The organism is Rhizobium changzhiense (assembly GCF_013087625.1).
GTDB classification, from domain to species: Bacteria; Pseudomonadota; Alphaproteobacteria; order Rhizobiales; family Rhizobiaceae; genus Rhizobium; species Rhizobium sophorae.
Map to the genome: position 1 here is coordinate 719,803 of NZ_JABFCQ010000003.1, position 12,177 is coordinate 731,979.

Below are 12,177 nucleotides of genomic sequence, written 5' to 3' on the forward strand. Positions count from 1 at the left end.
CCGCCTTCGCGCGATGGCAATCTGAATGCCGGCAGCTAGCCGCGTTCGGTCTCGCTAGCTTCCGAGCCCGATATGACGAGGTCAAAGGTTGCAAACTCTTTTGCTCGTTCGCTTATCGCAGCACCCAGGGGAGCAAATGGCGCCCGTCCTCCTGGAGGGACATCGGCGGAGAGGAGGCCATTTGCGCAAGGCCGATCGTCATCCCAACCAGGATGATTGACGATCGGATACAGGCACAAACCTTCCAAGGGCACCCCCGACCGGATCGCATCCAGAGCCTGGTCGGCAACATAGTCAAACCAGGATACGCGCCGATCATCCTCAATGCCGGTCTCGGCAATAAGCATTGGCTTGCCGTAGCGCGCGAACGTCTCGACCAGAATTCGGCTGAGGGGCTTATAAAGCGGATGGTCAAGGTCGATCGGCTGACCGCCGTGAATCCACTGATTATTGGAATAATAATTCACACCGAGGATATCAAGATAGCGTTCGCCGCCTCCGATCTGTGGCCACATCCTTCCGCCAATCAGGTCCCAGGCCTGAAATTGCGATTGGCGATGTCCTTCGGCGGTACGCGCATCGTGAGGACGGGACGGATCCGCGACGACATTGATCACCGGCTCGCAATGGACGAAGCGGGCCCGGGCATCCACGGAGATAATGGCATCCATCGCTGCGATGGCGGCGCGTGCCATCTGCACCTTGAGTTCGAATCCACGCCCATTGGCAAACGGGTTCAAATAGCCGACGTCACCACCGCCCCATGAGAAAAACGAGATCTCGTTGACAGGGCAATAAAACGGAATGCCGTCGCTCTCCTCGCGGACCAACTCGGCGCATGCACGTGCGAACCGCGCGAAGCGATCGACGAAGCGAGGCGACCAGATGTCGAGATCGTCCGGCCAGCCATAATGCAGGAGATCCCAGACAACTTGGGTCTTTGTTGCCTCGGCCGCCTGGAGCATCGAACGAATGCTCGACCAGTCGTATCTGCCAGCTTTTTCAATCAGGTGCCATCGGAAGCCATCGCGCACGGTGCTGATACCAAAGCCTTGAAGTTGGCGATAGTCGGTCTCGGCATGGTGATCGTGACCAGTCGCGGCGATCAAGTCGAGTCGATCGCCCTGCGTCTCACCGCTTTTTGGCCGGAGCCGATGGCTCGAACATTCGAAACCGCCCTGCAGGAATGATTGGAACAGACCTGTAGGTCGCGCTGCCTTTCGCTCTCGATGGACATCTGCCAGAAGCCGCTCCCACTGCGGCAGCACTGCCTCGACGGAGTAGTCCATCTCGACCTTCCGTCGCAGGGCGGTGCCGAGTGCGTGACGGCGCGCAGGGGACTCGATAAGCGCGACGATATTTTTCGCAACGACGCCTGGACTGCGATGGGGCACGAAGACACCGGACAGCCCATCATCGATCTGCTGCATAGCACCGTTATCAGGCGTCGCAATCACCGGGAGGGAGGCCGCCCCGGCCTCTGCGATAACGTGCGGCATGCCTTCGCCGGATGACAGCCAGACGAATATATCAAATGCGGCGAGCAGGGACGGGATATCGTTCCGGTCGCCGAGAAACTGAAGCATACCATCGAGCCCGCGCCGGGCGGCCAGGGCTTTGAGCTGCACAGCATATTCCGGCAGGAAGGCGTCCGGCCCGCCGACAATAACGAACCGTGCACTTTTGGTGGTGGCATGAACCAGTGCGGCGGCCTCAATAAAGTCCTCGACATTCTTTTTGGGATCGAGCCGGCCGACCCAACCGATCAGAACCTCATCTGTCGCGATCCCGAGACCCGCTCGCGCCCGGTCGCGGTGTGACGGGTCGAAGGCAGAAAGATCGGTCATAGAGGGGATTTCCAGGGCATGATGGTCGCGACCGGGCATTCGCGACGCGGCCGCGTCGCGGATCGAGCGGCAGACGCCCACATAACGCGCCGTCAGATGTTTTGGGCCGGCCAAAGCCTCTGAGACCAGCCCGCCGTGTTCAATGAGGGGCGGGCGAAGATGCAGTCGCTCCAATGCCGGATAGATGTCCGCTACGTTCTGGCAGGAAACGACAATGTCGTAACCTGAGATTTTCCCGGCGAGATATTTTACCGTATCCCCGAAGGACAATTCGTAAGGCGTCGTATCGACATCGATCCCCAGCCCTCGAAGCTGCCGGTGTGTTTGCTCCGGCATGCCGGGTTTTCGGAAGCAGGCCACGACGTCGAGGCGATAGCGACGGCGGTCGAGATTCTTGGCAAGCAGCCGGACTTCCGTCTCCTCGCCCCCGACGACCAGCCAGGCGAAGACGAAGAGGATCCGCAGAGGCGCTGGTTCAATCGTCATTCGCCGGCCTTGAATATAACCTGGAGGAATTCCGGCCGGTTCTCGATCAGATCGACGAGGAAAGCAGGCGCTTCGTCCATAGGCACGATGTGAGTGATCATGTGCTCGCGGATCGTCGCACCCTCCGTTTTCAAGAGGTCGAGCGTCACGCGTGCCAGCCGTCGACGGTCCCACCGTGGCGCAAGCCCGCGGGGAACGCGGTTGATTTGCGCGCAACGGATGTTCAGGCCGTTGTGATGGAATTCTTCTCCCAGCCGCAAAGAGTTGGCGCCGTCCTGGTAAAAGGCAAGATCGATCACGGTGCCCTGTGGGCGCAAGGCCTTGAGCGCCGTGTGAAGGCTAGCTGCATGAGCTCGCGTCTGGAAGGCCACATCCGCGCCGCGTCCCAGGACGCCGTCGTGCCAGCGCGCCTTGGCATGCTGCCAGGCTTGATCCTCGTCCATCGCCATCAATCCCATCGCCTCCGCCTTGCCGCGGCGAAATTCGGAGGGATCTGTGATCAGAATGTCCGACGCGCCGAGCGAACGGGCAAAAAGCGCCGTCATTAAGCCAACGGTCCCTGCACCGAGGACGATTACCGTTCGCCCGCAGACGCCGGCGCCGAGTGCGGGGACGGTTGCGCCAAGTGCTTCCGCGTCGGCATGGAGGATGCCGTTGGCAGCGATCGGTCCCATCTGCGCGACAAAGACGCCGAGCAGCGGATCGAGTTCCGGCGGCATACTGACAAGAAGATCGTGAAAGGGGTCGGCAGTGTGCCCACTTTTGTGCCCGTAGCTTGCTGCGAGCACCTCGCCATCGGCAAAGCCGGGCACGCGGGATTGCGAAACGCGTGCGACCTCCATGTAACCGAGGAAAGGCACGGGATAGCTAAGATCCGGCTCGTTTTCGATGAAGACGCCGCGTTCGCCATCAAAGCGCGCGCGGAAATAGGGGTTGGTGTTCTTTAGGAACGTCAGCTCCGTCCCGGCGGAAAGACCGGTATAGAGCGTGTCGAGCCGCACATGCCCATCGGCAGGCGGGCCTTCCTCGTATTCAAAGAAATAGGCTCGGCCCGGCGCCTCGATGCCGAGCGAGCGAATTTTGCGGTGCCCAGGCCGCAGTTCTTGAGATATCTCGGCACGTGGTTGTGCCAGCAAGGGCGATAGCTCGCGCCGCTTTAGAACCGGGGCGTCGAGGTGTATCGGCTTCCCGCTGCGTGCCGAAGATACGACGGCCACCGCCAGCCGGTGGGTGATGAGAGCATCACCATACGGGCAGCGGATGCGGTTTTCACCACCACGGACGGCGTCGATGAAATCGCGGTCCTCGCGCCATACCGGATCGCCATCGGCACTACGCACTGGGCGTCCTCTTCCAACATCCACCATGATGTCGCGATCGGTCAATTCGATCGCCAGTCGGTCGGCGAAAATGTGCAGGCCGACGCGGTGGCTCCAGCCGAGAAGGCAGCTCGCGGCGATATTGGCAACTACGCCCGTTTCAAAGGTCAGGCTAGCGGTCGTGACCGTCGGCACATCGAGGCCGGGAAACTCCACCCTTTCCGTGTATCCCGCCCGGCCATATACGTCGGTGACTTCGCCCACGAGGAAGCGCGCGAGATCAAGGAGATGCGTCGCCTGCTCAACCATCTGGCCGCCGGATTGATCCTTCTTCCACCACCACTGCGGAGGCGGTGTGGAATCCAGCCAGTATCCCGACAGCAGTTGCGCTGGATTATCCGCCAGGAGGCTTCGGGCCTCATCGACGATATCGAGGTAACGCCAGTGATAGCCAACGCCAGTGATCAGGCTGGTCTTCGACACGCCCGCTGCGATCTCTTGCGCCAGCGCCAGATCGAGCGTCACAGGCTTTTCGACAAAGAATGGAGTGTTGCGGTCAATGAGGTCCCGTTCCGGCTCGCCATGGGCAAAAGGTGGAATACAGATGTAGACCGCGTCGAGCCGTTGCGTGTCGAGCATTTCGCGGTGATGGCTAAAAGAGCGGGCGCCAAAACGCATCGCCGCTGCATCCGCACGGGGAAGGTCCGGATCGGCAAAGGCGACGAGGTCGACATCGTCGAAGCCGGCTAGGATATCCAGGTGCCGATGGGCGATGCCGCCCACGCCGATGAAGCCCAGCCGCGTTTTTCGCATCTCGGTATCCTTTTGTTTTTGATGTGCATGTTGGGTGAGGAACCGCTCGTAGACGGCGCCAGTCTCATCAGCCATTCGATAGGCTGAAAAGTTGCGCTCGAAACGCGCGTGGCCGGCTCTGCCGGTGGCCTTAAGATGGGGATCGCTCAATGCCTGATTGACGACAGCGGCGATCGACGTCGGGTTGCCGGGCTCCGCAAAATAGGGATGATCACCGCCTAGCGCCTCGACCGTTCCGCCAATCCTCGTCGCGACCACGGGGACGGCAAGCGACATTGCCTCGAGAACGGCGAGTGGAAGACCTTCGAAGTGCGAAGGAAGCACGAAGAGATCGGCCGTGGCCATGATCTCCGCAATATCTGCGCGGTGCCCCAGAAAGCGAACGTGACCGGAGGCGTTAAAATCTCCTGCCAGGGTGCTGACACGATCTTCTTCTGGACCCGATCCGACAAAAAGTAAAACCGCTTGAGGGTGAGTTATTAGGATGTCCGGCAAGGCGCGGACAAGCGACGCGTGATCCTTCTGCTCGGTGAAGCGGGCGACCATCAGCAGCACAGTTTTACCCACCAGGTCGAGCGCTTGCCTTAGTTCAGCCGCTGCTCGCGCCGGCGATAGCGGAAAGATGCCGTTGCGCACGACTGTCAAACGCGACGGTGCGACGTTTGCCTCGCAGAAGCTCTGGCGCGAGGCCTCGGAAACCACGATGTGATGCGACAGCCTCCCGGTTTCGCGCCGGTAAAGCTCAATCTGATCAGCATCGGTGAGCAGATAGGGGAGATGGTCCGTGCGGATGATCGGCATTGCCAGGGCGTCTGCAGCGGCGGCTAGGCCGTGTCCCTCCCATCCGATTCCGGCATGAACGTGCAGAAGATCAATACTGGACCGCGCCAACCACTCCTGAAACGCGCCCGCGTCTTGGCTTAGCTTGATGCCGATTCCGTGGCGCGCAGCACGCGGCAACAAACCGCTCCTGTCCTCGCTCAACAGGGCTATTGTGACTTCCCACCGTTCGCTCAACGCCCGCCCGAGAGCAAGCATATGCTCGCCCATGCCGGACGGTTCAGCACTGTCGGTCGCCAGCAGGATATGAGGCCTTTTACTCATGCCGGGCGCCGGCAAACGCTTTGCCGGCCTCATGCCGGAGCTTCAGGCGCCGGTAGGTCGCCAGTGCTTGTCCGACGACTTGGTCCATATTGTAATATTTGTAAGTTCCTAGCCGCCCGACGAATGTTACGTCGCTCTGTGCGCGGGCGAGGAGCTCGTATTGTCTATAAAGTGCCTGGTTCTCAGGACGGGGGATCGGATAATAGGGATCGCCCTCGGCACGGGCATACTCATAGCTGATGCTCGTCTTTGGATGAACCTGGCCGGTCAAATGCTTGTATTCGGTCACGCGAGTGTAACGCACATCCTCGGATGGGAAATTGATAACCCCGACCGGCAGTAGCCGTCGTGCATCGTGCGTTTCATGGTGAAATTCCAGACTGCGATAAGGCAGCCGGCCTAAACAATGGCCGAAATACTCGTCTATGGGCCCGGTAAAGATCGTGTGGCTCGCCAGCCCTTCCTGCTTCAGATCGGCGAAATCCGTGCCGACCATGACCGTTATGTTTTCATGGTCGAGCATGCGTTCGAACATGCGCGTGTATCCGGCAAGCGGCATCGCCTGGAAGCGGTCGAGGAAATAGCGGTCGTCGGTATCTGTGCGGGTAGGCACCCGCGCGGTGACTGATTTGTCGAGCTTCGAGGCATCAAGGCCCCATTGCTTGCGCGTGTAGCCTTCGAAGAAGGTGCGATAAAGCCCGGAACCGATTTGAGATATGACGACGTCTCTCGATGTAGTCACAGGATCGCAGGGTTCCGCCCGGTCGGCCAGGAAGCGTGCGGCCGCAAATTCGTCCTGAAGGTCGAGGCCATAGAGCGCGTTCAGGGTCGTGCGGTTGATGGGGATGGGAAGTCGCAGAGCGCCAACCTGTGCAAGCACGCGATGCTCGTAAGGACGCCATGCCGTGAAGCGCGAAAGGTATGCAACCACATCCTCGCTGTTGGTGTGAAAAATGTGCGGGCCATATTTATGGACGAGGATCCCCGCGTCATCGTAGTGATCATAGGCGTTTCCGCCTATATGAGGCCGCTTGTCGCAAACAAGCACCTTCCTCCCACCATCTGAAGCAAGTCGTTCGGCCAGCACCGATCCGGCAAATCCCGCACCGACGATCAGATAGTCGTAGCTTCCCGGCGCTGGCCGTTGGGTGTGAACGGAAAATCTTTGGGGCAGGCCACGGGACAGGACTTTCTGCGCTGCAGCCTCTTCGACAAGTGCCGACATCTTACGAAAGGTGCTCTCCCAGGATGATCGGGCCAAAATATCGTCGACGGCTTGCAGCCATGTCTCATCATTGCGGGAAATATGAAGGGCAGCATCGCAGGCCTCCGCAAAGGTTTGTGGGTCATTGGCCAGGAAGACGCCTGGCACATCGCCATACCCGCGGACCACATCGACAATTTTGGTTCCGACGATCGGCCGGCCTGCGGCGAGGTATTCAGGAGTTTTAGTCGGACTAATGAATCGTGTGGCATCGTTCAGCGCAAATGGCATAAGCGTCGCCTCCCAACCCGAAAGGTAGGCCGGCAGATCGCCATAGGTTTTCTGACCGAGATAATGGATATTGGCTGCGCGCGGCAAATCATCCGGCGAAATCTTCACAACCGGCCCAAGGAAGATGAAGGAATAGCCGGGCCGCGCCGCAGCGGCGCTTTCGATCAGATCCAGATCGAGCCGCTCGTCGATCACGCCGTAATAGCCAAGGCGAGGATGAGGAATATCGACCTGGTCCCAGGGTTCCGGCAAAACGTTCCGCGCTGCGCGGAAGTGATGACTGTCGACACCGGATGGAAATGGGTGGATGTTGTCGTGTTGCTCCCGTTTCGCTTCATACAGGCTTATGCCACCGGTGAAGACGACGTCGGCGGCAGCAATCAACGTCTGTTCGGATGCCTTGAGATTGGCGGGCGCAAACTTGAAGTTTGCCAGCTCGTCCATGCAGTCGTAGACCACCGCCAGCGCATCGACATGCCGGGCGAAGGCAAACATCAACGGAGTGTAGAACCAGAGGATCGGGCGCTTTCCACCGTAAAGCGTGATGAGTTCGTCAAGCAGCTTGCCAAGAGCGGCTTCACGGTCGGCCTCGCTCCACCCATTTGGAATGCGCGGACGGACCGCCTTGACGCTTGTACCTTCGAACGGATGGATCTCCAGATAGGCAAGAGGATGGTCGGTCGGGATGAATTCTTCGAAGAAGAACACTGGGCGCTCTCGCGAGAATCGCTGCATCAGATGCTGAGGCCTCTGGAGCACAAAGTCCCATCGAAGATGCGAGAAGCAAATGAGCGGAGCTTCCTCCAGCAAACCGCTGCCGGACAACGGCACAGAATTCAGCAGATTCATCAACCACCTCGCAATCACAACGGCCCCCCGAACCTGCGATTGCGGCGAATGTTCCAATTAATCTGGCTAAGTTATTCCCATAAGGTTCTTGAGCGTCCGAAGGCTATGCGGCCATGTCCAGTTCTCCAAGACGACTTGACGGGGATCAAAGCTTTGCAGCCGTCCAAGCATGTCGCGAATACCCGCGTGAAATTCCCCGGCGGAGGCAGCACGGCCCGTCTTCGGCGTGATGTATTGCAGTCCGCAGCTCAGCTGACTGTTTGCAAGCACGGGTATTCCAGCCAGCATATACTCCGTCAAAATGGCCGGTGCGCCGTCATCGACGCCGCAAACGACGCCGATCCGGGCCTGGTTCATAAGCCTGTTCACCTCCGCAAATGGTACCCCGGGCGGATCGATGAAATCGACGTCGATGCCGAGTGCTCCAGCTTGCCGGCGTAGCGCTTCCATCATCTCGCCATAGCCGCAGACGCACAGTGCACGCAGCGAACGGGGCAGTTGGCTCAGCGCGTCGAACAGAATGTCATGCCGCTTGTAAGGCTGAGCAGCAGCGACGTAGATCACGTCATAGATCTTTTCCAGACCCAGGGGCCTGAACGTTACCTCCGAAGCAAACTCCGGTCCAATCGGCATGACAGCGGTGCGCATATCGGGATGTAGAACGCGCACTGCTTCCGACTGCCACGCGGCGCCGGTGAGAATGAGGTCGAAATGGCGGCTCACCTCAGATGGCACGCGCAATGCCGGTGCGTCGATCGAGTTGTAGATTTTGAAACTGTCGGGGCACGCCAGCAATATGTCTTCGCTGACGCCAAGGCCCCATATGCACAAGATCGACGGTGGTCCGAAAGCCTGAATATGGCCCAGCATATCATTTGATGCGAATGGCGCTTCAGGCCCATTCATCTGGAACGACCGGCGCGTCAGGAATGGGCTGCCGTTGGCCCGACACATCTGTGGCAACGCACCACGGCGGTGGGTCCAAATCTCCGCGCTGTCGGCAAGGCCTCCTTTGAGGGCCGCAAGAGGAAGCCGCTCGATGTAGCCACCGGCGACCTCGATGTTCTGTTTCGGGTGAACGGTCATCTCTGGGATAGGTCCGCAATTGCCCGACAACCATCGCTGCCGAAACCAGGCTACCGTCTCGAATTGGGCGTCGCGCCAATCGCCCTCCTGGAAGTCGCTGATGACGACTATCCGGCGTGGTCGCTTTGGTGCTTGCAGCGCAACCGTTTCCAATGAAGTCCCACCTTTGAAGCCGATGTAAGTTTGCGTTTCAGTGCCGCGAACCCTTTGCTTGAATGCGCCTTCGGCCCGATGTTGAAAATGCGGCGGTTAACGATCGCGACAGAATAGCGCGCTGGCACTGCTGCCGCCCGACGGTGCTATGGGAAATTGGCTCTTCTCGATGTCGGCCAGTCTGGCCACAAACGTGACGAGAAATAATTTGAACCCGATGAAATCTCCTTAAGGACCAGCCGCAGGGGCGATCTGCATTTGCGCAGGCTGCGACTTTTCCAGTTGCCCGACAACTGGCTCCTGGTCGGTCGGACGCTTTTCGGGCGACGCCGGCGGCGTCTGGGATTGAGCAGCCGACCCCGTCATTTCCGATCCGATGTTTGGATCTACGTCGGGAGTCTGATCTCTTATTGCATTCGTCGAGACTTGCAATTTTACCTGGTCCGTACCGATTGGCTGCGGCGTGATTTTGCCGTCGGACGATGATACGCGCCAGACGGTATTGCCGGCGTCATCGGCAACGAGCAGCGCTCCCGTCCCGTCGATCCCGACGCCGACCGGCCGGCCCTTCGCCTGGTCGCCCTGTATAAAGCCCGTGACGACGTCCTGCGCCTTGCCGGATGGCTTGCCGTTTTCGAATGGCACGTACACGACTTTGTAGCCGTTGAAGCTGTCCCGATTCCAACTGCCGTGCTCGCCGATGAAGGCGCCGTTGGCGTAGGCGGCCGGCAACGCTGAATTCATAGAAAAGGTCAGTCCGAGCGCGGCGACATGGCTCGACAGCGCATAATCCGGTGGGATCGCCCTTTCGACCATGTCGGGACGCGGCGGATGCACGCGCGCATCGACATGCTTGCCATAATAGCTCCATGGCCAGCCATAGAAACCACCTTCCTTGACCGAGGTCATGTAATCGGGAACGAGGTCCGGTCCGAGTTCGTCGCGCTCGTTGACGACCGTCCAGAGCGTCCCTGTCTCAGGGTTGAAGGTGAGGCCGTTCGGATTGCGCAGACCTGAAGCGAAGACGCGCGCCGCGCCGGTGTGCCGGTCGACCTGCCAGATTGCTGCGCGGCCCTTTTCCGCTTCAAGCCCGTTCTCGACGATGTTGGAATTCGAGCCGACCGAGACGTAGAGCATCTGCCCATCAGGGCTGAGCGCCAGATCCTTGGTCCAGTGATGATTGATCGGACCACCGGGCAAGGGCGTCAGGGTTTTCGGTTGGGCGGTGATTTCATTCTGACCAAGTTCATAGGGGTAGGCGAGAATGGCGGACGTCGAGGCGACATAGAGCGTGTTATCGACCCAGGCGACACCGAACGGCGAATCGAGTTTCTTCAGAAGATCGTGCCTCTCATCCACCTTACCGTCGCGGTTCGCGTCACGCAGCAGTGTGATGACGTTGCTTTCCTTCTGCTCACCGCCGCCACCATGAGCGATCGACATGATCCAGCCCCGGATCAAATCCTTCGGCCGTGAGGTCGGTTCGCCTGATGGGCCGCGCGACTGAATCACCAGGACGTCGCCGTTCGGCAAGGTGTGGACTGTCCTCGGATTGGCGAGGTCATTGGCGTAAGCAGTGACCGTCAAACCGTCCGGGGCGGCCGGCGTCTCCCCATCCTTCCAGCCAACGACCTCCGCCACCTTCAGATCAGGCAGCAGTGAGGCGGTTGGTTCCGGAAGGACGGGGTTCGGTCCGATCTGCTGAGAAATATCAAAACCTCCGCTTTGGGCGTAAGCCGCAAGGCCGACGCCGAGAGATATCGGCAGAACCGAGGCGCCGAGAATCTGGGACTTTTTCATCATATCCTCCAGGCCAGTCTGGCATATTTTCGAGCGGAAACTGCTGCGGCCACCAGGCACAAGACAAAGGTGAGGGCCGAAAGCATCAGTCCATATGGGACTACGGCCGTCCATCCATCTCCGGCATGGATAAGGTTGTTGGCAAAGGAGAGGCCCAGTATGATCAGATAGAGAAGCGCGGACAGGAGCGGCGGCCGCAACGGGCGGGTGCGGGGACGCATCAGATCCATCAATCCGGCCAGAATGGCAAGCGAGCCCAACATGAGCCCGGCGAGCAGCAACCATGCAGAAAAATTCTGCCACATCACGTTGCCGCTCTGCCAGAAGGCAATGTCGGTCGCTAGTGCGAGCGTGAAGCAGACGAAGGGAAACGGGACAAAGAGCGACTGTATCGGATAGGCGGCCGCGTCTCGATTGCTGGCGGAAAATATTGCCATGCATACTCCGTAGGACGAGAGCTTGAAGATGCCTATCAAACCGCTCCGACAGGAGATGGTTCCGTCACGGTGCATTGCGACACCAACCGCCCGCTCGAAAGAGGAGGGATTGCGAAGGAAGATCGGCCCGGACAGGGAGCAAAAAGAAATGTGTTGCTTCGCCAGCCGGTTTAAAGCTCAGCCGACGTGTTCGATCGAAAGCGTGCCAGGCGGCAGGGGCCTGAGCAGCGACTTGACCGAGACGGTCGGATCGAGCCAATCAGCCCAGGCGCCCCGTTCGAGAATAACGATCTGCCGGTCGTGGTATGGCGCAACGTCCGGCCCTGGCTCCATCGTCAGCATCGTGAAGGCCTGGCCCACCTCGGGCGTGTCGCGCCAGATGCCGGCGATGCAGAAGATCGGCTCGTCCTTCTTCGTGAACAGCCATTTGTCCTTGCGCTTCTTTTTCTGGTCCTTAGGTTCGGTGAATTCATAAAAGCCGTCGGCAACGATCAGGCAGCGGTTGGAATTGAATTCCCGGCCTTCCGACCGGAAATTGTAGACCGGTCGCTTGTTCGGCCCCGGCCAGCTCCAGCGCCGCTGCACCAACTCCGCTTCATCGCTCACGCCATCGATAGTCCTGACAATGGGAGCGACATCGGTGATCTTGATGTCCTCACGCGCTTCGAGGTTCGGCGTACCTTCACCGAAACGGATCTTGATCTTGAGGTCGGCGAAGTCCTCGACGATCGAGGCGACATCCACCATCAGCCGATAATCATTGCACATGTGTCCTCCGTTCCGGTTCT

Annotated in this window: 7 protein-coding genes; all 7 read right to left on the reverse strand. The window is 59.5% G+C overall.

Annotated elements, in window-relative coordinates:
• Positions 1-35 precede the first annotated feature (35 nt).
• The gene (locus tag G9X68_RS18460) at positions 36-2,333 is read right to left on the reverse strand and encodes a glycosyltransferase (RefSeq protein ID WP_171603598.1); all 2,298 of its coding nucleotides are present in this window, start codon (positions 2,331-2,333) and stop codon (positions 36-38) included.
• Positions 2,330-5,569 carry a glycosyltransferase gene (locus G9X68_RS18465; RefSeq protein WP_171603599.1) on the reverse strand — a complete coding sequence of 1,080 codons (3,240 nt, stop codon included), beginning with the start codon at positions 5,567-5,569 and terminating at the stop codon, positions 2,330-2,332. The genes G9X68_RS18460 and G9X68_RS18465 overlap by 4 nt, the downstream gene beginning before the upstream one ends.
• The gene (gene glf / locus G9X68_RS18470; protein ID WP_171603600.1) at positions 5,562-7,913 is read right to left on the reverse strand and encodes a UDP-galactopyranose mutase; all 2,352 of its coding nucleotides are present in this window, start codon (positions 7,911-7,913) and stop codon (positions 5,562-5,564) included. The genes G9X68_RS18465 and glf overlap by 8 nt, the downstream gene beginning before the upstream one ends.
• Before the next feature lie 66 nt (positions 7,914-7,979).
• The gene (locus tag G9X68_RS18475; RefSeq protein WP_425328649.1) at positions 7,980-8,999 is read right to left on the reverse strand and encodes a glycosyltransferase; all 1,020 of its coding nucleotides are present in this window, start codon (positions 8,997-8,999) and stop codon (positions 7,980-7,982) included.
• Positions 9,000-9,380: 381 nt separating this feature from the next.
• Positions 9,381-10,952, reverse strand: coding sequence for a PQQ-dependent sugar dehydrogenase (locus G9X68_RS18480; RefSeq protein ID WP_171603602.1), 1,572 nt, complete (start codon positions 10,950-10,952; stop codon positions 9,381-9,383).
• Positions 10,952-11,389, reverse strand: a complete 438-nt coding sequence (locus G9X68_RS18485) for a DUF2231 domain-containing protein (RefSeq protein WP_171603925.1) — start codon at positions 11,387-11,389, stop codon at positions 10,952-10,954. Before G9X68_RS18485 ends, G9X68_RS18480 begins: the two co-directional genes overlap by 1 nt.
• 177 nt (positions 11,390-11,566) lie before the next feature.
• Positions 11,567-12,157, reverse strand: coding sequence for an SOS response-associated peptidase (locus tag G9X68_RS18490; RefSeq protein WP_171603603.1), 591 nt, complete (start codon positions 12,155-12,157; stop codon positions 11,567-11,569).
• Positions 12,158-12,177 lie beyond the last annotated feature (20 nt).

Coding starts and splice junctions, on each gene's coding strand:
- G9X68_RS18460 (WP_171603598.1), bottom strand. CDS start 2,333: ATGACGATTGAACCAGCGCCTCTGCGGATCCTCTTCGTCTTCGCCTGG.
- G9X68_RS18465 (WP_171603599.1), bottom strand. CDS start 5,569: ATGAGTAAAAGGCCTCATATCCTGCTGGCGACCGACAGTGCTGAACCG.
- glf (WP_171603600.1), bottom strand. CDS start 7,913: ATGAATCTGCTGAATTCTGTGCCGTTGTCCGGCAGCGGTTTGCTGGAG.
- G9X68_RS18475 (WP_425328649.1), bottom strand. CDS start 8,999: ATGACCGTTCACCCGAAACAGAACATCGAGGTCGCCGGTGGCTACATC.
- G9X68_RS18480 (WP_171603602.1), bottom strand. CDS start 10,952: ATGAAAAAGTCCCAGATTCTCGGCGCCTCGGTTCTGCCGATATCTCTC.
- G9X68_RS18485 (WP_171603925.1), bottom strand. CDS start 11,389: ATGGCAATATTTTCCGCCAGCAATCGAGACGCGGCCGCCTATCCGATA.
- G9X68_RS18490 (WP_171603603.1), bottom strand. CDS start 12,157: ATGTGCAATGATTATCGGCTGATGGTGGATGTCGCCTCGATCGTCGAG.